Origin of the sequence: Hydrogenophaga sp. RAC07, from assembly GCF_001713375.1 — a bacterium.
Classification (GTDB): Bacteria; Pseudomonadota; Gammaproteobacteria; order Burkholderiales; family Burkholderiaceae_C; genus Hydrogenophaga.
In genome coordinates this window covers 202,459-221,285 of the sequence record NZ_CP016449.1, presented here as the reverse complement: position 1 = coordinate 221,285, position 18,827 = coordinate 202,459, and the positions used below count along the sequence as shown (strand labels likewise).

At 64.2% G+C, this 18,827-nt stretch carries 26 protein-coding genes and 1 tRNA gene; 7 read left to right on the top strand and 20 right to left on the bottom strand.

Features of this window, described 5'->3' with window-relative positions:
* Positions 1–20: 20 nt before the first annotated feature.
* The gene (locus tag BSY239_RS01005) at positions 21–608 is read right to left on the bottom strand and encodes a c-type cytochrome (protein WP_069045191.1); all 588 of its coding nucleotides are present in this window, start codon (positions 606–608) and stop codon (positions 21–23) included.
* Positions 609–611: 3 nt separating this feature from the next.
* The gene (locus tag BSY239_RS01000) at positions 612–1,841 is read right to left on the bottom strand and encodes a PQQ-dependent sugar dehydrogenase (RefSeq protein ID WP_216637492.1); all 1,230 of its coding nucleotides are present in this window, start codon (positions 1,839–1,841) and stop codon (positions 612–614) included.
* 186 nt (positions 1,842–2,027) lie between these two features.
* Here BSY239_RS01000 and maiA point away from each other — a divergent pair, with 186 nt between their 5' ends.
* The 4 genes from maiA (at position 2,028) to BSY239_RS00980 (ending at position 5,703) form a co-directional block, all read left to right on the top strand.
* Positions 2,028–2,705 (top strand): maleylacetoacetate isomerase, encoded by a 678-nt coding sequence (gene maiA, locus BSY239_RS00995; RefSeq protein WP_069048691.1) that lies wholly within the window; start codon positions 2,028–2,030, stop codon positions 2,703–2,705.
* Positions 2,706–2,849: 144 nt separating this feature from the next.
* Positions 2,850–3,404 (top strand): NADPH-dependent FMN reductase, encoded by a 555-nt coding sequence (locus BSY239_RS00990; RefSeq protein ID WP_069045190.1) that lies wholly within the window; start codon positions 2,850–2,852, stop codon positions 3,402–3,404.
* Positions 3,405–3,491: 87 nt separating this feature from the next.
* Positions 3,492–4,514 (top strand): methionine synthase, encoded by a 1,023-nt coding sequence (locus BSY239_RS00985; protein ID WP_069048690.1) that lies wholly within the window; start codon positions 3,492–3,494, stop codon positions 4,512–4,514.
* Position 4,515: 1 nt separating this feature from the next.
* Entirely contained in the window at positions 4,516–5,703 is a 1,188-nt protein-coding gene (locus BSY239_RS00980; protein WP_069045189.1) for a serine hydrolase domain-containing protein, read from the top strand.
* Here BSY239_RS00980 and BSY239_RS00975 read toward each other — a convergent pair.
* Positions 5,682–6,221 (bottom strand): DUF2889 domain-containing protein, encoded by a 540-nt coding sequence (locus tag BSY239_RS00975; protein ID WP_335583415.1) that lies wholly within the window; start codon positions 6,219–6,221, stop codon positions 5,682–5,684. The two genes, BSY239_RS00980 and BSY239_RS00975, sit on opposite strands and share 22 nt — an antisense overlap.
* Positions 6,222–6,347: 126 nt before the next feature.
* Here BSY239_RS00975 and BSY239_RS00970 point away from each other — a divergent pair, with 126 nt between their 5' ends.
* Entirely contained in the window at positions 6,348–6,848 is a 501-nt protein-coding gene (locus tag BSY239_RS00970; protein ID WP_069045187.1) for a cupin domain-containing protein, read from the top strand.
* Positions 6,849–6,851: 3 nt separating this feature from the next.
* Here BSY239_RS00970 and BSY239_RS00965 read toward each other — a convergent pair whose 3' ends face one another.
* Positions 6,852–8,135, bottom strand: coding sequence for an amidase (locus tag BSY239_RS00965; RefSeq protein WP_083240138.1), 1,284 nt, complete (start codon positions 8,133–8,135; stop codon positions 6,852–6,854).
* Positions 8,136–8,279: 144 nt separating this feature from the next.
* On the opposite strand from BSY239_RS00965, the gene BSY239_RS00960 reads away from it, so the two are divergent.
* Positions 8,280–8,930 carry a DUF6988 family protein gene (locus BSY239_RS00960; protein WP_069045186.1) on the top strand — a complete coding sequence of 217 codons (651 nt, stop codon included), beginning with the start codon at positions 8,280–8,282 and terminating at the stop codon, positions 8,928–8,930.
* A 6-nt stretch (positions 8,931–8,936) separates the two neighbouring features.
* Here BSY239_RS00960 and BSY239_RS00955 read toward each other — a convergent pair whose 3' ends face one another.
* Together BSY239_RS00955 and BSY239_RS22305 are read right to left on the bottom strand one after the other, a co-directional pair.
* Positions 8,937–9,296, bottom strand: coding sequence for a DUF2845 domain-containing protein (locus BSY239_RS00955; RefSeq protein ID WP_172823054.1), 360 nt, complete (start codon positions 9,294–9,296; stop codon positions 8,937–8,939).
* A 100-nt stretch (positions 9,297–9,396) separates the two neighbouring features.
* On the bottom strand, positions 9,397–9,621 hold the full coding sequence (locus BSY239_RS22305) for a hypothetical protein (RefSeq protein ID WP_156775386.1): 225 nt from the start codon (positions 9,619–9,621) through the stop codon (positions 9,397–9,399).
* A gap of 215 nt (positions 9,622–9,836) precedes the next feature.
* Between BSY239_RS22305 and BSY239_RS00950 the strand changes: the two genes are divergently transcribed.
* Positions 9,837–10,442 (top strand): hypothetical protein, encoded by a 606-nt coding sequence (locus BSY239_RS00950; RefSeq protein WP_069045184.1) that lies wholly within the window; start codon positions 9,837–9,839, stop codon positions 10,440–10,442.
* 6 nt (positions 10,443–10,448) lie between these two features.
* Here the strand turns inward: BSY239_RS00950 and BSY239_RS00945 are convergent, their stop codons facing one another.
* From BSY239_RS00945 to rplO, 14 genes are all read right to left on the bottom strand, one after another.
* On the bottom strand, positions 10,449–10,925 hold the full coding sequence (locus tag BSY239_RS00945; protein WP_069045183.1) for a BLUF domain-containing protein: 477 nt from the start codon (positions 10,923–10,925) through the stop codon (positions 10,449–10,451).
* 3 nt (positions 10,926–10,928) lie between these two features.
* The gene (locus tag BSY239_RS00940) at positions 10,929–11,642 is read right to left on the bottom strand and encodes a YebC/PmpR family DNA-binding transcriptional regulator (RefSeq protein WP_069045182.1); all 714 of its coding nucleotides are present in this window, start codon (positions 11,640–11,642) and stop codon (positions 10,929–10,931) included.
* Between the two features lie 41 nt (positions 11,643–11,683).
* Positions 11,684–11,977, bottom strand: coding sequence for a hypothetical protein (locus BSY239_RS00935; RefSeq protein ID WP_156775385.1), 294 nt, complete (start codon positions 11,975–11,977; stop codon positions 11,684–11,686).
* A 167-nt stretch (positions 11,978–12,144) separates the two neighbouring features.
* Positions 12,145–13,227: a TRAP transporter substrate-binding protein gene (locus BSY239_RS00930; protein ID WP_069045180.1), complete on the bottom strand. Its 1,083-nt coding sequence runs from the start codon at positions 13,225–13,227 to the stop codon at positions 12,145–12,147.
* A 179-nt stretch (positions 13,228–13,406) separates the two neighbouring features.
* A tRNA-Met gene (locus tag BSY239_RS00925) sits at positions 13,407–13,483 on the bottom strand.
* 17 nt (positions 13,484–13,500) lie between these two features.
* On the bottom strand, positions 13,501–13,896 hold the full coding sequence (gene rplQ, locus BSY239_RS00920; protein ID WP_069045179.1) for a 50S ribosomal protein L17: 396 nt from the start codon (positions 13,894–13,896) through the stop codon (positions 13,501–13,503).
* An 86-nt stretch (positions 13,897–13,982) separates the two neighbouring features.
* Entirely contained in the window at positions 13,983–14,966 is a 984-nt protein-coding gene (locus tag BSY239_RS00915; RefSeq protein WP_069045178.1) for a DNA-directed RNA polymerase subunit alpha, read from the bottom strand.
* Positions 14,967–15,060: 94 nt separating this feature from the next.
* Positions 15,061–15,684: a 30S ribosomal protein S4 gene (rpsD, locus tag BSY239_RS00910; protein WP_056269099.1), complete on the bottom strand. Its 624-nt coding sequence runs from the start codon at positions 15,682–15,684 to the stop codon at positions 15,061–15,063.
* A 161-nt stretch (positions 15,685–15,845) separates the two neighbouring features.
* On the bottom strand, positions 15,846–16,250 hold the full coding sequence (gene rpsK, locus BSY239_RS00905) for a 30S ribosomal protein S11 (RefSeq protein ID WP_056268973.1): 405 nt from the start codon (positions 16,248–16,250) through the stop codon (positions 15,846–15,848).
* Between the two features lie 18 nt (positions 16,251–16,268).
* Entirely contained in the window at positions 16,269–16,634 is a 366-nt protein-coding gene (gene rpsM / locus BSY239_RS00900; protein WP_056268975.1) for a 30S ribosomal protein S13, read from the bottom strand.
* A 20-nt stretch (positions 16,635–16,654) separates the two neighbouring features.
* On the bottom strand, positions 16,655–16,768 hold the full coding sequence (gene rpmJ / locus BSY239_RS21875) for a 50S ribosomal protein L36 (RefSeq protein WP_009514917.1): 114 nt from the start codon (positions 16,766–16,768) through the stop codon (positions 16,655–16,657).
* Between the two features lie 44 nt (positions 16,769–16,812).
* On the bottom strand, positions 16,813–17,031 hold the full coding sequence (infA, locus tag BSY239_RS00895) for a translation initiation factor IF-1 (RefSeq protein WP_029461331.1): 219 nt from the start codon (positions 17,029–17,031) through the stop codon (positions 16,813–16,815).
* A gap of 9 nt (positions 17,032–17,040) precedes the next feature.
* Positions 17,041–18,360 (bottom strand): preprotein translocase subunit SecY, encoded by a 1,320-nt coding sequence (gene secY / locus BSY239_RS00890; RefSeq protein WP_069045177.1) that lies wholly within the window; start codon positions 18,358–18,360, stop codon positions 17,041–17,043.
* Positions 18,361–18,383: 23 nt separating this feature from the next.
* Entirely contained in the window at positions 18,384–18,815 is a 432-nt protein-coding gene (gene rplO / locus BSY239_RS00885; protein ID WP_069045176.1) for a 50S ribosomal protein L15, read from the bottom strand.
* Positions 18,816–18,827: the final 12 nt, after the last annotated feature.

Genomic DNA, 18,827 nt, shown 5'->3' with positions numbered 1-18,827 from the left:
CACGTTCCGCCGCTGCGCAGCTACGGCGCCACGCGCGAAAGGAAATGCGCCAGCGCCTTGAGGTCGCCGTCGGACACACCGTAGAGCGAGGCCGCCATGATGGTGTCACGCCCGATGGCCTGGTTGTTCTTGAACTGCAGCATCGAATACAGCAGGTAGTCCTCGCGCTGGCCGGCCAGCCGGGGCATCTGTTCGCGCCCGCGGTAGTCGGGCAGGTGGCAGATGCCGCAGCGCATGCCTTCGGCCAGCACCTTGCCCTGCGCCATGAGCGCAGGATCCCCCGGTGGTGGCGCGTTGCGCGCCGGCAGCTTCGCGAAGTGCACCGCCATGGCGGTGATGTCCGCGTCGCTCACGCCGTCGAGCAGGCCCTTCATGGCCGGGATGTCGCGCAGTCCCTCGCGAATGATCACGAGCTGGTTTTCAACGAACACCTTGGGCTGCCCGGCCAGCGACGGAATGTTGGGCAACTGCGAGTTGCCGTCCGCCCCGTGGCAGGCCGCGCAGGCCATCAGCCGCGCCGAGATGTCTTGCGCCCACACCGGGGAGCCGACCCACAGAAAAGCCCCGAGGAGTGCGCACACCCCCCGCGCAAGCAACATCTTCGCCATCGCTTACTTCTGGTACGAGATGCGGTAGATCGCACCCAGCTGCTCGTCGGACACCAGCATGGAGCCGTCCTTCATCTGCAGCATGTAGGCCGGGCGGCCCCAGAACGACTGGTCGGCTTCGTTCATGAAACCGGTCATGAAAGGCACGACCTGGCTGTTCTTGCCATCGGCGCTGGCCTTGACCATCACGATGTCGTAGCCGATCTTTTTCGTGCGGTTCCAGGAGCCCTTGCGCGCATTGAACAAGACGCCCTTGTACTCGGCCGGGAACATGTCGCCGGTGTAGAAGGTCACGCCCATGCTCGCGGCGTGCGGGCCCATGAGCGCCACGGGTGGCTCCACACCGGCGCAGGCGTTGTCCTTCTTCACGTCGGGGTCCGGCAGGTTGCCCTGGTGGCAGCTCGGGAAGCCGAAGTTCAGGCCCACCTTGTGCATGCGGTTGACAGTGTCGTTGGGCGTGTCGTCACCCAGCCAGTCGCGGCCGTGGTTGCTGAACCAGAGCTCCTGGGTGGTGGGGTGCCAGTCGAAGCCCACGCTGTTGCGCACGCCGGTGGCCACCACCTCCATGCCCGAGCCGTCGGGGTTGTAGCGGCGGATCTGGGCGTACTCGGGCGTGGGCAGTGCGCAAATGTTGCACGGCGCACCAAACGGCACATAGAGCTTGCCGTCCGGACCGAAGGCGATGTACTTCCAGTTGTGGTGCTGTTCCTTGGGCAGGTTGAACGCGGCGGTGATGTCCACCGGTGCGGCGGCCGGGTTGGTGGCGATGCCGTCGAAGCGCAACACCTTGTCGATGGCCATCACGTACAGCGCGCCCTTGTTGAAGGCCACGCCGGCGGGCTGGTTGAGCTTGTCCACCACGGTGCGCACGCTGCGCGAGCCACCGTTGTCGGACACCTCGTACACGCGCCCCAGGCCGCGCGTGCCCACGTAGATCTTGCCCGCGTCGCCTTGCGTCATGGCGCGACCGCCCGGCAGGCCGGTGGCCCAGATCTCGGCCTTGAAGCCCGGTGGCAGCTTGATCTTGTCGATCGGAATGTCGGCCGCCGCGGTGGCGGTGTTCTTGCCGGCCAGCGGCGCCAGCGTGGAGGTGGCCATGCTCTCGGGCATGCCCTGCTTCCAGGCGGGTGCGGGGGGCGCGGCGGGGGCAGCGGTCTGTGCCAGGGCGGCGCCTGTGCCGAGGGCCAGGCCCATGGCGAGGGCCACCGAGCTCATGCGGTGAAAGGCTTTCATGTCTTGTCTCCTGAGGTTTTTTGATGAGGGCACTTGGGCGGAAAACACGGGCGCAAGGCCACACCCGGACGCGCATTCTGGCGCGATCGTGAGCATGGTAACGGTCACGCAGCGGACTGTGAAGCGACTTCGATGCTGCACTGCGACTACAGTGCGCTGACCTCCTCACACACGGCACCACACCCCATGACAGACTCCGCACGCTTCGACCTCTACGCCTTCTGGCGCACCTCGGCCACCTACCGCGTGCGCGTGGCCTTCCACCTCAAGGGCGTGCAGCCCAACGAGATCAACGTCAACCTCGAGGCCGGCGAACAGAAGAGCGAGGCTTTCCTCCAGATCAACCCCATGGGCGCGATTCCCGCGTTGATCGACAACGCACCCGACCAGCCGCACACACCCATCACGCAGTCGCTGGCCATCCTCGAATTCATCGAGGAAACCCACCCCACGCCAGCCCTGCTGCCGGCCGACGCACACGGCCGCGCGCGGGTGCGCTCGCTCGCTGCCCTGCTCGCGGCCGACACCCACCCGCTCATCACACCCCGGGTGAAGAAGTACCTCACCAGCGTGGGCGGTTTTGACGAGGCGGCCTGGCGCGCCTGGCAGATCCAGTGGTTCAGCACCGGCCTGCAGGCGCTGGAACAGCGTCTGGCCAGCGAGCCCGAGACCGGTACCTTCTGCCACGGCCACACGCCCACCTTCGCCGACATCTGCCTGGCCAGCATCGTGGTCATGACGCGCCTCTTCAAGATCGAGGTGCCCGGATTGCCCAACGTGCACCGCATCATGGCGGCCTGCGAACAACTCGATGCGTTCGCGCGCGCCGCCCCCGGCCTGCAAGCCGGCGCACCCACGGCCTGACCCCAGGTTCCTCACCCCGGGTTTTGCAGTTTCTGCAAATTTGATTTCCAGCCCGGGGGGGCTTTCCGCAGGGTGATCGACATAGAGTGCGCCCAGAGCGGGCGAGGAGATCGGCCCGTTGGTCTTTCAACACCAGGACACACCATGACATTCAACGTCGTTGCCATCTCCGGCAGCCTTCGCAAGAGTTCCACCAACACCATGGCGCTGCGCGCCGCGCAACGCCTGGCGCCCGAGGGCATGGCGATCGAGATTGTCGACATCGCCGACATTCCCTTCTACAACGACGACGTGCGGGCCGCGGGTGAACCGGCCCCGGTGACGGCACTGAAAGCGAAGATCGCCGCCGCAGACGCAGTGCTCATCGCCACGCCCGAGTACAACTTCTCCATCCCCGGTGTGCTCAAGAACACGCTGGACTGGATGTCGCGCCCACCGTCGCCACCGTTTGACGGCAAGCCGGTGGCCATCCTCGGGGCGAGCCCCGGCCCGGTGGGCACCGCACGTGTGCAGTACCACCTGCGTCAGGTGCTGGTGTTTCTGAACGCCTTCACGCTGAACAAGCCCGAGGTGTTCATCAACCAGTCGGGCAGCAAGTTCAACGCCAAGGGCGAACTGACCGACGAGACCACGGCCAAATTCATCGGTGAACAGCTGGTGGCCTTGCGCACGCTGGCCGAGCGGGTGAAGCCGCGCTGAACACCACGAAGCGGCAAGCCCCCGCGACAGCAGAAATCACAGGGGCTGATTAAGATTCCGGTGCACACCCACAACACCGGAGACACCATGTTCGACACCGCGATCGCAGGCAGCCTGCCCAAACCGGCCTGGTTGGCCGAAACCGAAAAACTCTGGCCCCAGTGGAAGACACAAGGCCCCGAGTTGCAGCAGGCCAAGGCCGACGCCACGCTGTTGTGGATCAAGGCGCAGGAAGACGCGGGCCTGGACGTGATCGGTGACGGTGAACAGGCGCGCCAGCACTTCGTGCACGGGTTTGTGGAGCAGGTCGAGGGCATCGACTTCGAGCACAAGGTGACCATGGGCATCCGCAACAACCGCTACGACGCGCAGGTGCCGCAGGTGGTGGCACCGCTGCGCCTCAAGGGCCGCGTGCACGCGTTTGAAGCCCAGCTCGCGCGCAAGCACACGAAGAAAAAGCTCAAGTTCACCCTGCCCGGTCCCATGACCATCGTGGACACCGTGGCCGACCGTTTTTATGGCGACAAGGTCAAGATGGCCATGGCGTTTGCCGAGCTGCTCAACCAGGAAGCGCTGGCGCTGCAGGCCGATGGCGTGGACATCATCCAGTTCGACGAACCGGCCTTCAACGTCTACATGCAGGACGCGGCCGACTGGGGCGTGGCCGCACTCGAAGTGGCCGCGCGTGGCCTGACCTGCACCACCGCGGTCCACATCTGCTACGGCTACGGCATCAAGGCCAATGTCGACTGGAAACAGACGCTGGGCGACCAGTGGCGCCAGTACGAGCAGGTGTTCCCGGCGCTCGCGAAAAGCAGCATCCAGCAGGTGAGCCTGGAGTGTTTCCACTCACACGTGCCGCCCGAGCTGATGCAGCTGCTCGAAGGCAAGGACGTGATGGTGGGCGTGATCGACGTGGCCAGCGACGTGATCGAAACGCCCGAGCAGGTGGCCGACACCATCGGCCTCGCGCTCCAGTACGTGCCGAAAAAACACCTGATCGCCTGCACCAACTGCGGTCTGGCGCCCATGAGCCGCGAAGTGGCCATGGCCAAGCTTGAAGCGCTCGCACAGGGCGCCGCGCTGGCGCGCCAACGTTACGGGGCCTGACATGCGCGCGCCCCTGCCACCGGCCGACCTGGCCGATCTGGGCCTGTGCCCCATTCGCATGCGCCACCTCGTGGGCGTGTTCCAGGCCGATGTCGAGCGTGGCCGCCTGCCCGGTGCCGTGCTGGTGCTGGCGCGGCACGGCCGCATTGCGCTCATGGAGTCGGTGGGTCAACTCGACCCGGCACGCGACGCTGCCATGTCGCTCGACGCCATCTTCCGCATCTACTCCATGACCAAGCCCATCGTGTCGGTGGCGGTGATGATGTTGATTGAACAAGGGCGACTGAAACTGGCCGACCCGGTGCACCTGCACTTGCCCGAGTTTGCGAATCAGCAAGTGGCCGTGCAGACACCCGACGGCGCAACGCTGCGTACGGTGCAACGGGCCGCCACCGTGCAGGACCTGCTGCGCCACACCGCCGGCCTCACCTACGAGTTCCTCGGCGACTCGTCTGTGCAGCAGCTGTACCGGCGGGAAAACATGGGCTCGCGCGAACGCAGCAACGCCGAGTTCAGCCAGGCGCTGGCCGCCCTGCCGCTGATGTTCGAGCCCGGCAGCGTGTGGGCCTACAGCCGCGCCACCGACGTGCTGGGCCGGCTGGTCGAAGTGATCTCGGGCCAGCCACTCGCGGAGCATCTGCAGCAGGCCATCCTGGCACCGCTGGGCATGAACGACACGGCGTTTGTGGTGCCCGAGGCCGACCACAAGCGAATCGCCGAAGCGTTTGCGCACGACCCCGACGGCGGCATTCCCATGCGCCTGATCGACCCGCGCGAAACGCCGGCGCTGCACAGCGGTGGCGGCGGGCTCATGTCCACTGCGGCCGACTACGCGCGCTTCCTGCAGTTCATGCTCAACAAGGGCGAGCTTGGCGGCGTGCGACTGCTCGGCCCGCGCACGGTGGACTTCATGACGGCCGACCACCTGGGCCGCATTCCCGGCAACGACCCGTCGCTGCTGCCACCGGGCCACGGCTTCGGTCTGGGCTTTGCAGTGCGCACCGCTGCAGGCGAGGCCCCCATGCCGGGGTCGGTGGGCACGTTCCACTGGAGCGGCATCGGCGGCACCAGCTTCTTCGTCGACCCGGCGGAGCAACTCTTCGGCATCTTCCTCGCGCAAGCGCCCAACCAGCGCGAGCACTACCGCGCGCTGTTCCGCACGCTGGCTTATTCGGCGCTGGTGGACTGACTGGCTTTCGCCGGCGGCTGCCAGCGAAAGAACATGGGATAGACCTTCTCCACCACCGGGCCGTTGAAGTCCCAGGCCAGGCATTGGCCCAGGTGCACCGGCGGGCTGCCGTCGGCCGGTGGGGCGAACGAGGCCGAGCGTGTTTGAAACGCAGCGGTGGCCAGGTTGAACAACAGCTCGCGCAGGTGCGTGCAGCCCTGGATGCCGCCCAGGTGGCGCTGGATGGTGTGGCGCCAGCCCTTGCCCAGCACCTCGCCCACCATGCCCTGCATGGGCGCCATTGCTTCGGGACAGGGGCCGTGCGGGTGGGCGTCCATGGCCACCGCGATGTCGCGGATCACCATGGTCTCGTCCACCGTGACGCGGATGTGCATGTGGTGCACCGGCTCGCCGGCTTCCCAGCGGCGTTCGCCCTGGATCTCGAAACTGTGCGGCTTGCTGTCGTGCAGCGTGCCTTCGATGTCCCACAAGCCATCATCACGGCGAAAGCCCCGGTACTCGACGCGGCGGGTGTGCATGGGGGTGCGGGGCTGGGGGGCGGGCAGGGGCAAAACGGTTTCTCCAACAGGGTCGATGCAATGCCGTGATTTTCGGGCATCGGGAGCGGTGGCACACTGGGTCTTCCATTGCCCCGGAGACACGGCATGTCACACGACCACGATCACGAACACCCGCACGAACACACCCCGGCCTGGAAGCACGACGGTGTGCGCGTGGTGCCCGGCAACCAGCTCGACGGCAACGTGCCCTCGACCCCGGGCATGGACCGCAAGGCAGCGATCAACTTTGCGCGCGTGGGTGCGCAGAAGCTCTGGGCCGGCACGGTCACCATCCACCCCGATGCCAAGACCGGCGCCCACCACCACGGGCCGCTGGAGAGCGTGATCTATGTGGTCAAGGGCCGTGCGCGCATGCGTTGGGGCGAGCAGCTGGAGTTCACCGCCGAGGCCGGCCCGGGCGACTTCATCTACGTGCCGCCCTTCGTGCCGCACCAGGAGATCAACGCCAGCGCCACCGAAGTGCTGGAATGCGTGCTGTGCCGCAGCGATGGCCAGGCGGTGGCGGTCAACCTGGACATTGCACCGGTGGAAAAACCCGAGCAGGTGCTGTGGGTGGACCCCACGCACCCGACCGGCGCGGTCTGAGTTTCAGCCTTTGACCGCGGCTTCGAGCGCCAGCGCGGCGCTCAGCGCCTGGGCATCGCGCCAGCGCGGCCCGATCACCGTCACTCCCACCGGCATGCCGTGGCGGCCCAAGCCCGTGGGCACGTGCACACAGGGCACGCCGAGCAAGCTCCACATGCGGCTGAAGATCGGGTTGCCGGTGGCGTCCAGGCCCAGCGGTGCTTCACCCGTGGCGCTCGGTGCGATCAACACGTCCACCTGCTTCAGCAGGCCCTCGATCTCGCCGCGGGCATGGATGGCAAGCGCATGGGCCTCGGCCAGGCGTTCCCCGGTCACCGCAGCACCGCCAGCCAGCACGTCGGCAAAGGCCGGGCTGAACAGGTTCGAGTGGCTGTTGCGCTCGGGCGCAAACGCAGCCCAGGCCTCGAAACCCATGATGTCCATCTGCGCCTGCGCCAGACCGGCCCACGCGCCCGGGACCACCGCCTCGACCAGGCGCGTACCGAGCTTGTCGAAGTGGTGCGCAGCCAGTTGCAGCGCACGGCGGGCGTCTTCGTCGGCCAGGTCCCAATGCGGTGTGTGGCATACACCGACACGCCAGCCCTTGACCGGTGCCATCGGCAGCTCGACGCGCGAGAGCGTGCTCACGAAAAACGCGGCGTCGTCCACCGAGCGCGCGAACACGCCGGCGGTGTCCAGCGTGGGCGAGAGCGACTTGATGCCGGCCATGGGCAGCAGGCCAAACGTGGGCTTGTAGCCGACCACGCCGCAGTAGGCCGCGGGCCGGACGATGGAGGCGGCTGTCTGCGTGCCGAAGGCCAGCGGCACCATGCCGCACGCCACCGCCGCGGCCGAGCCGCTGGAGGAGCCACCGGGCGTGCGAGGTGCATCAAACGCGGCGCGCGGGTTGCGCGTGACGCCGGGCTTGAAGGTGGCGAACTCGGTGGTCACGGTCTTGCCCATGACCACACCGCCCGCTTCGCGCACGCTGGCGACCACGGCCGCGTCCACCGCCGGGCGGTGGCCCGCGTAGATCGGCGAACCGTAGGTGGTGGGCATGTCGGCCGTGTCGATGAGGTCTTTCACGGCGATCGGCACTCCGGCCAGAGGCCCTTGTGCGCCCGCGCGGTCCTGGGCTTGCGCCTGCGCGATCACCTGCGCGGCGTCGAAGTGCTGCCAGGCCAGGACGCCGGGCTCCAGCGCCTCGACGCGTTCCACCAACGCACGCGCCACGGTCTCTGCGCTGAGCTCGCGCCGCGCCACCTGCGCGGCGATCTCGCGCGCGGAACTGTCTTCAATCTTCTGCATGCCCATGCCTTCATCCAGCGTGCCGAACAGCCGGCACGTCAGTTCCGCATTCTGCGGGCCACGCGGCGCGAGGCGAGCCACTGAAGTGACATCTGGGGCGGGTCATGGGTGCGAAGCGCCCGCGCACGCCGCTACCATGCGCGCATGAACTACGAACAGATCCTTCTCGAACAAGCCGAAGCCTTTGCCCTGCACCTGGGTGAACACATCGACCAGATGCCCGAACGCGACGACAGCCACCGCGCGCTGGCCTGCGCCCTGGCGTGTGAGCTCAGCATCGAACACGCCTACGCCCTGCGCATCCTGTTTGCCACCGGCGCACAGAACGCGGCCAGTGCCATGCTGCAGGTGCAATACGAGGCGCTGGTGCGGGCTGCGTGGTTTGCCTACGTGACCACCGACGCCGAGCTCGAGGCCATGCTCGATCCAGACAGTGGGTTCACCCGCCCGGACCCCGGTCGCATGGTGCACGGGCTGAAGGCGCAGCTGGCGGGCGAACCTGCGTTGGCGGGCTTGGTGAAACCGCTGCTCGCGATGAACGATGCGTTCACCCGAGTCCTGGGCATGCTCGAGCGTGGCGGCATCAATCCCTTGCAGCACGCAAAAGTGGGCTTTCCGCTGGACGTGTTCGACACCGTGGTGCGCTGCTCCAACGGCCTCATGTACCTGGCTTTCCGTTTGCTCGCGCGGCAGGGCCCGGTGGGTGAGTTCATCCAGCGCATGGACGGTGCCCTGGCGGGCTTTGAAGACGCCCTGCCCATCGCCTGCTTCCAGGACCCGGCACTCGCGGCCTGAAACGGTTCAGCGCGGCTGGCGCTGGATGCGGATGGACTGGACGGTGCCGGAGCGGATGCGCACCGTGGCCATCAGGTTGCCCCGACCACGGTCGTAGATCCAGTCGTCGATCTGCTGGCACGGCACGGCGTTGCTGGCAAACGGCTCGGGCACGGGAACCAGCGATTTGTTCTGGAACACCGGCGCACAAAAACTGTCCTGCAACTGAGGGCGGCCACATTTCTGCAGCAGCGACACACGCGAGTCGCCTTCTTCCACGGTGCCTCCGCCGCAGCGCAGCGCGTCGGCGTGCGCCGGCAACGACAGCCAGGCGACAACCACCAACAAACCCAGACGACCCCGCAGACCCATGTGAACCTTTCGCATTCGAGAACCTGCAGTGTGCATGGGATGTGTGTCTGGCGTGTGTGTGGCCACCACAGTCCGTGTCAACGCGGCACATCGGGCCACGGCGACGTGCTTCGGTTCACCAGAGAGCGGAGTCGCGCATGTCCTGCACCTTGCGGCGGTTGCGCACGCGCAAGACGCTCAGGCCGTAAGCCAGTGCTGCCACCAACAGCACGGTGACGACCACCAGCTCACCCAGGCTCAGATGGCGCCCCAGAAAGACCGACATCAACCACGAGAACCCCAACAGGCACGCGGCGATGGCTGCGGCTGCAAGAGCTATGTACGGCAAGGAACGCAACATGGGGTGGTGGGGCTCGGGTGTTCTCAGGGACGTGCGCCAGCCTGGGCGGGCGCGGGAGGGGCAGAGCATCTGCCATGAATCCCGGGCTTTGCATTCTCGCACCAAGGCACGGGATTGCGTCACTACACTCTCCCCTCCTTGTGTGTGCCGATGGCCGCGCACGATCGGCCAGACAAATGGCTACCAAAGAACTACAAGATTTCGACGGACTGACGATGGACTTCCTGATTCTGGTGACGCTGGCGCTTTCGGGCCTGTGGTTTCTGCGCTCGATGGAGCAACGGCGCCGCGTGGTCCTGCTGGGCAGTTTTCTGGGCAAGTACCAGATCGAAGTGCTGATGGAAACGCTCACGCAGGGCTACCTGCGGGCGCTGGGTGAAGACGACCCGGCGCGGCGCGAGCAGATCCTCAACATGCTGACAGCGGCCGAACAGTCGGTGGCGCTGCAGTTCGGCAGCTTTGCCACCGAGTTTGCCCGTCTGGACGAGGAGCAGGCCCGGGTGAGCACCCTGAGCATGGCGTTGCCATTCGCCACCCGCCTGCTGCCCCAGGCCACGTTCGACGTGCGCGAGGCCTTCCGCATTCACGCGCGGGGACTGGCGGAGGCAGCCGGCAACGAACTGCAACGTTCACCCCGGGACAAGGCGTTCACGATGTCGGCCGAGTTGCTGCTGATGCAACACAGCTGCCACTGGTTTTGCCGTTCCAAGGCCACCGCCTCGGCGCGCTCGCTGATGCGCCATCAGACACCCCACGAACAACTGGTGGCCTCGGTGGCACCTGCCACGCGACGGGACTACCTGGCGCTGGTGAAGGGCTGACGCCGGTCAGCCCTTCGCGGGTCCGTTGAGCAGGCCAGCGTCGAGCTGCTGCAGCAACTCACGCAACGACTCCGCGTTTTGGGGGTCCTGGGCGCTGTCGAGTGCGTCCACCAGCACGTCGCGCACCGCGTCGGCCGTGACCAGCTCCATGTCCCAGTCGGGGAAAAGCCGCTCACGCACCTCTTCGCCCGAGGTCAACAACACCACGGTGTGGTGCCGGGGGTCCTTCTTGAGCAGCGCCAGCAGCGCGAGCACGCTGTCGCGCGGGCCTTCGAGCCACTGGAAAAAGATGCCGCTGCCGAAGACCAACAGGCCGGTGATGCTGCGCGCCGGATTGCAGCGACGCGAGGTTTCGATGATCTGGTTTACCGCGTCGTTGTCCACCCCGTCGGAGGCCCGGCTGCAGTAAACGAGGTTGTAGAGCAGCGGCGGGTTGTGGCCAGGCAAGGGTTCGTCGGCCGCTTCCGTGGGGCGTGTGTTCATGGTTCAGCCTCCCAGGCCAGCGAACACGTTCTGCACATCTTCGTTGGCGTCCAGCGCGGCCAGGAACGCTTCGACTTCTTCCAGGTCTTCTGCGCTCAGACTGCCCGGGTCGATCGGATTCTTGGGCTTGTAGCCCAGCTTGGCCGACAGCACGGTGAAGCCCTGCGCCGGCAGCGCGCGGCTCACCAGGTCGAGGTCGGTGGGGTCGGTGAGAAAGACCACCACACCATCCTCATCGGCCGGGTGAAAGTCTTGCGCACCCGCCTCGATGGCGGCCACCTCGGCATCGGCATCCTTCCTGGTGGCCTCCGCTTCGATGATGCCGAGGTGATCAAAATCCCACGACACGGAGCCCGATGTGCCCAGCTGCCCCTTGCGGAACAGCACACGCATGTCGGAGGCCGCACGGTTCACGTTGTCGGTCAGGCACTCGACCATGACCGGCACGCGGTGCGGCGCGAAGCCTTCGTAGACCACGTGTTCGAAGTGAACGGTTTCACCCGTGAGTCCGGCACCTTTCTTGATGGCGCGGTCCAGCGTCTCCTTGGGCATGGACACCTTGCGTGCCTGCTCCACCACCAGCCGCAGCCGCGAATTCGCAGCCGGGTCGGCGCCGTGACGCGCCGCGATCATGATGTCCTTGGCCAGCTTGCCGAACAGCCTGCCCTTGGCGTTGGCCGCCAGATCCTTGTGTTTTGCTTTCCACTGCGCGCCCATGGCAATCTTCCTTTGAGTTGACGCACGAGTTTACGCGTCAGCTACCGGGCGCCGTAGTACGCCCCTCCGACCCCCACCACCCGACCCGGCTCCAGCGAGGCCTTGTCGAACAGGCGGCGCAGCGATTGGGCGGGCGTCCTGCTGACGCTGGTCTCGCCCTGGGCCGACTCCGCCTGCGCCAACGTGAACTGGATGAGCTGGATGAACTGCGCGCGCGCCGCCGGATCGGTGCGAAACGCACGCACGCAAACGGGCGACGTGTCCAGGATCAAACCTTCCACCGCCACCCGCATGCACTCCCTGGCAAAGTCGATCGTCTGGCTGCGTGCAGGCATTGAAATCAACAGACCTGCCAGAAGCAACCATGCCCAGCGCCCGGACCTGAGGTCCGAGGGCTGGGCATGGCGGGAAGCGGCTGGGTTGGGCATGGCCTGATTTTCAGGCCCACCCACGACAGAGGGTGTCCACGAGGGACCGCCGGGCCACCGGCGGCCTCCGGTGGTCAGACCTTCGCAGAGGTGATGTAGCTGTCGTAACGCCACTCGGAGAAGCGGCTCCACAGGATCTGGTCGCGCTGGAAGGCGCGCATGTCCTGGTGGATCTTCTTGAACTCGGGCGACTTCGCTTCGTGCGCAGCGAACACTTCCATCGACGCCTTGAAGCCGGCGTCCATGACAGCTTTGGAGAACGGCATCAACTTGGTGCCACCAGCCACCAGGCGCTTGAGCGCTGCAGGGTTCTGGGCATCGTACTTGGCGGTCATGTCGCGCGCGGCCACGGCGCCGGCAGCGCGGACGATGGCCTTGTTCTCTGGCGACAAGGCATCAAAGGCCTTCTTGTTGATGAAGAACTCCAGTTCGGCGCCGCCTTCCCACCAGCCAGGGTAGTAATAGAAGGGCGCGACCTTGTTGAAGCCCAGGCGCTCGTCGTCGAAAGGACCGACGAATTCGGTGGCGTCCAGCGTGCCTTTTTCCAGCGCCTGGTACACCTCGCCGGCGGGCATGTTCTGCGCCACCACGCCCAGCTTGGCCATGGCCTCACCGAACAAGCCGCCGCCCATGCGCATCTTCAGGCCCTTGAGGTCGGCCACGGTCTTGATTTCCTTGCGGTACCAGCCACCCATCTGGGTGCCGGTGTTGCCGGAGCTCATGGAGACGATGTTGAACTTGCCGTAGAACTCGTCCATCAGCTTGCGGCCATTGCCGTGCTCCATCCAGGCGTCCATGTGGCGAGCGGTCAGGCCGAAGGGCACAGCGCAGCCGAACGCAAAGATCGAATCCTTGCCGGTGAAGTAATAAGGCGCGGTCTGCGCCATTTCAATCGTGTTGTCCTGGATGGCGTCGACCACACCAAATGCCGGCACGATATCGCCCGCGGCGTGCACAGACACCTCGAACTTGCCGCCCGACAGCGCCTTGACGGTCTCGGAGAATTTTTCAGCCGAGCCAAAGATGGTGGGCAACGACTTCGGGAAGCTGGAGGCCAGGCGCCAGCGAACAGCGGCCTGTGCGTGCACGGCAGGTGCGATACCGGTGGTCAGCACGCCGGCGATGCCGGCGTTCTTGATCAGGGAGCGACGATCCATTGGAAAAATCTCCTGTACTGGTTGGAAGGAAACAGCAAACCGTGCGATGGTCTTCATGGAACCAAAGGCCCTGAGCGATGACGCATCTTTGTGGAGGCAGACTCAGCCACAAACGTCGGCACAAACAAAAAAGCCCTCGTGACCGAGGGCTTGCTTGCCAAGCGAGTGCTTGATCTGGTTGGTTGCGCGGGCAAGATTTGAACTTGCGACCTTTGGGTTATGAGCCCAACGAGCTACCAGGCTGCTCCACCGCGCGTCAAGCCTATGATTCTATCACGCTTTGTCAGCGTCTGCGGCTGGCGCAGCATCTTCTGCACGATCAACCAACTCGACGAGCGCCATCGGAGCGTTGTCGCCCACGCGGTAACCCATCTTCAGGATGCGGGTATAGCCACCGGGTCGTGCGGCGAAGCGCGGGCCCAGTTCGTTGAACAGCTTCACGACCACATCACGGTCGCGCAAACGGTCGAATGCCAGGCGGCGGTTGGCCACGGTGGCAACCTTGGCCAGCGTGATCATGGGTTCCACCACGCGGCGCAATTCTTTCGCCTTGGGCACCGTGGTCTTGATGACCTCGTGCGTCAGCAGCGAATTCATCATGTTGCGAAGCATCGCAAGGCGGTGCTCGCTCGTGCGGTTGAGTTTTCTAAGTCCGTGTCCGTGACGCATTTTTCATCCTTTCAGTTGTTTTGCCCGCAGCCGTGTCAGGTACTGCAGGTTCGTCCGTGGCCGGCTTCGTGCCGGCTTGCGGAGTTTCAGTGCTTGTCCAAACCGGCCGGTGGCCAGTTCTCAAGCTTCATGCCCAAGGTCAAGCCGCGCGAAGCGAGCACTTCCTTGATTTCGTTGAGCGACTTGCGACCCAGGTTGGGGGTCTTGAGCAACTCGTTCTCGGTGCGCTGGATCAGATCACCGATGTAATAGATGTTCTCTGCCTTGAGGCAGTTGGCCGAACGCACGGTGAGTTCGAGCTCATCAACAGGGCGCAACAGGATCGGGTCGAACTGCTGCGAGCTGCGCTGCGCAGGGGCTTCGAAGTTGAGTTCGGCGCCTTCCAGCTGAGCGAACACAGCCAGCTGCTCGACCAGGATCTTGGCCGAAGCGCGAACCGCTTCTTCAGGACCGATGGAGCCGTTGGTCTCGATCTCGAGCACCAGCTTGTCCAGATCGGTACGCTGCTCGACGCGAGCGCTCTCGACCGTGTAGCTCACGCGCTTGACGGGCGAGAACGACGCGTCCAGCACGATGCGACCGATGGAGCGGGCCTGGTCGTCGTTGCGGCGCAGGCTGCCGGGCACATAACCACGGCCCTTTTCGACCTTGATCTGCATGTCGAGCTTGGCGCCTGCGGACAACGTGGCGATCACGTGGCCGGGGTTCACAATTTCGACATCGTGCGGGGTCTGGATGTCGGCAGCGGTCACCAAGCCTTCACCGTCTTTGCGCAGGCTCAGCGTGACTTCATCGCGGTTGTGGAGCTTGAACACCACGCCCTTGAGGTTCAGAAGCATGTTGACCACGTCTTCCTGGACGCCGTCGATCGACGAGTACTCGTGCACAACACCGGCGATGGTGACTTCGGTCGGCGCATGGCCGGTCATGGAAGACAGCAAAACCCGGCGCAAAGCGTTGCCCAGCGTGTGGCCGTAGCCGCGCTCGAAAGGCTCAAGCGTGACTTTGGCTTTGTTGGCCGAGACTTGCTCGACGTTGATGGTTTTGGGCTTCAGCAGATTGTTCAGCATTCAAACTTCCTTCAGTACCCTCGGCTCGTTACACCGATAAGGCAGATGGAGCATGGCCCGGCCGCACCCGCGAAGGTGCCTGCCGGGAACGAAATTAACGGGAATAAAGTTCGACGATCAACGATTCGTTGACGTCAGAGGCGAACTCGTCACGGTCAGGCGACTTCTTGAACACGCCTTCGACCTTTTCCACCGACACATCCACCCAGGCGGGGAAACCGATCTGCTTGGCCAGTTCCATGGCTTCCAGCACACGGCCCTGCTTCTTCGACTTCTCGCGAACCGCGATCACGTCACCAGCCTTGACCGAATACGAAGGAATGTTGACCGATTTGCCGTTCACCAGAATCGCCTTGTGCGACACGATCTGGCGCGCTTCTGCGCGGGTGGAAGCAAAACCCATGCGGAACACGACGTTGTCCAGGCGGGCTTCCAGCAGGAACAGCAAGTTCGCACCGGTGTTGCCACGACGGCGGTCGGCTTCTGCAAAATAGCGGCGGAACTGGCGCTCCAGCACACCGTAAGTGCGCTTGACCTTCTGCTTCTCGCGCAACTGCACGCCGAAGTCGGAGGTGCGCTGACCCGAGGTGCGGCCATGCTGGCCGGGCTTGGAGTCGAACTTGGCCTTGTCGCTGATCGAGCGGCGGGCGCTCTTGAGCAACAGGTCGGAGCCTTCACGGCGGGAGAGTTTGGCCTTGGGGCCGAGGTAACGTGCCACGTTGATGTCCTTGTGTTTCTGCCGCAACCGACATCAAAAGATGTCATTGCGGGAGCCACTCCTCAAATGAAGTGGCGGTGGGCTTAGCAAAAAATGCCACCGCAGGTGACTGCGGTGGCGCTCGAAAAAGCCTTCCATTGTACCGCGAGAGCGGTACCGCCTCAAATGCGGCGGCGCTTCTGCGGACGGCAGCCGTTATGGGGCACAGGCGTCACGTCAGAAATGGAGTTGATGCGGATGCCGAGAGCACCGAGGGCGCGCACCGACGATTCGCGGCCAGGACCCGGACCCTTGATCTCGACGTCCAGGTTCTTGATACCTTGCTCGATGGCCGCGCGACCAGCCACTTCCGAAGCCACCTGGGCTGCGAAAGGCGTCGATTTGCGCGAGCCCTTGAAGCCCTGGCCACCGGACGATGCCCACGACAGAGCATTGCCCTGGCGATCGGTGATCGTGATGATGGTGTTGTTGAACGAAGCGTGCACGTGCGCGATGCCGTCGGCAATGTTCTTGCGGACTTTTTTGCGGACGCGTGCGGATGCGCTGGTGGAGGGTGACTTGGCCATGGGAATCCTTCGAACCGATTACTTCTTCAGCGACTGGGCTGCCTTGCGGGGACCTTTGCGCGTGCGCGCGTTGGTCTTCGTGCGCTGACCGCGCAGTGGCAGGCCACGACGGTGACGGAAACCGCGGTAGCAGCCGATGTCCATCAATCGCTTGATGTTCATGGTGGTCTCGCGGCGGAGGTCGCCTTCGATCGTGAACGTGCCAACCTGGTCGCGAACTTTTTCGAGTTCCGCGTCACTCAGGTCCTTGATCTTCTTGGTGTAGTCGATGCCACACGCTTCGCAGATTTTGCGAGCGCGGGTGCGACCGATACCGAAAATTGCCGTCAAGCCGATTTCAGCGTGCTTGTGCGGCGGAATGTTGATGCCTGCAATACGAGCCATGATGGTCCTCTAAACTTCAATCAGCCTTGACGCTGCTTATGACGCGGATCGGTGCAAATGACTCGCACAACACCGTGCCGCTTGATGATCTTGCAGTTGCGGCACATTTTTTTGACCGAAGCCGAAACTCTCATAGTCTTCTCCTAGATATTCCAAAAAATATTCAACAACCAACCACTCACTTCGAACGGAACACAATCCGCGCTCGGGTGAGGTCGTAGGGCGTGAGCTCTACTTTGACTTTGTCGCCAGGCAGGATGCGGATGTAATGCATCCTCATCTTGCCGCTGATGTGTCCCAACACCACATGACCGTTTTCGAGCTTGACCCTGAAGGTCGCGTTGGGAAGGTTTTCAACCACCTCCCCTTGCATCTCGATCACGTCGTCCTTGGACATACAAACCAATCAACTACCGGGTGAGGTCTTGAAATTGGCCTTTTTCAGCAGCGAGTCGTACTGCTGCGACATCATGTAATTCTGAACCTGTGCCATGAAATCCATGGTCACCACAACAATGATCAGCAATGAAGTTCCACCAAAGTAAAACGGCACGTTGTACTTGAGGATCAGGAACTCGGGCAGCAGACAGACTGCGGTGATGTACACGGCGCCGGCCAGTGTCAGCCTCAGCAAGATCTTGTCGATGTAGCGGGCCGTCTGGTCACCTGGGCGAATGCCGGGAATGAAGGCACCGCTCTTCTTCAGGTTGTCGGCTGTCTCACGGCTGTTGAACACCAGCGCCGTGTAGAAGAAGCAGAAGAAGATGATGGCGGCCGCATACAAGGCAACATAGATCGGCTGGCCGGGCGACAACGCAGAGGCGATATCGCGCAACCAGCGTGTGGAGTCACCGGTGCTCACCCAGCTCACCACCGTCGTCGGCAGCAAGATGATGGACGAAGCAAAGATCGGAGGAATCACACCCGCCATGTTCAGCTTGAGCGGCAAGTGCGACGACTGACCGCCATAGACCTTGTTGCCCACCTGACGGCGCGCATAGTTCACCAAGATCTTGCGTTGACCCCGTTCGACGAACACCACGAAGTAGGTCACCAGGACCACCAGCGCGATGATGAAGATCGCCACCAGAATGTTCATCGCACCGGTGCGAACCAGTTCGAGCAAACCCGCCACAGCACTGGGCAGACCCGCGGCAATGCCGGCGAAGATCAGGATCGAAATGCCGTTGCCCAAGCCACGCTCGGTGATCTGCTCACCCAGCCACATCAGGAACATGGTGCCTGCCACCAGACTCACCACAGCGGTGAGGCGGAAACCCATGCCAGGATCGATCACCAGCCCGGCCTGGCCTTCCAGCGCGAGCGCAATGCCCATCGACTGAAAGATCGCCAATGCGAGCGTGCCATAGCGCGTGTACTGCGTGATCTTGCGACGCCCGGCTTCGCCCTCTTTCTTCAGCTGCTCGAACGTGGGCACCACGTAGGTCATGAGCTGCATGATGATCGACGCCGAGATGTACGGCATGATCCCCAGCGCAAAGACTGCGAACCGCGACAGCGATCCGCCCGAGAACATGTTGAACAGGCTCAGGATGCCGCCCGCCTGCCCCTTGAACAGCTGTTCAAGTTGCGCGGGGTCAATGCCCGGCACGGGGATGTGCGCACCAATGCGGTACACCACCAAGGCGAGCAGCAAGAAAACCAGCCGGCGACGCAGGTCGCCGTACTTGCCGGTTTTGGCCAGGGACGTGGATCCAGTTGCCACAGGTCGGTTCCGTCGGGTTCCGGTCAGGCGATCGAGCCGCCAGCGGCTTCGATCACGGCTTTGGCACCCGCGGTGACCGTCACGTCCTTGAAGGACACGGCACGCGTGAGTTCACCCGTCTTGATGACCTTGACGCGCTTGGCCAGGTGCGGCACAAGGCCAGCCTGTTTGAGCACGAGCATGTCCACATCGGCCACGTTGAGCGCGCTGATGTCGGTCAGCGTGACTTCGGCGTTGAACTGCAGTTGGGTCGACTTGAAACCGCGCTTGGGCAAGCGGCGCTGCAGAGGCATTTGACCGCCTTCGAAGCCCACCTTGTGGTAGCCGCCCGAACGGGACTTTTGGCCTTTGTGGCCACGACCTGCGGTCTTGCCCAGGCCGGAGCCAATGCCGCGACCCACGCGACGCTTGGCGTGCTTGGAGCCTTCAGAGGGCTTGATGGTGTTGAGTTGCATGTCCGTGACCCC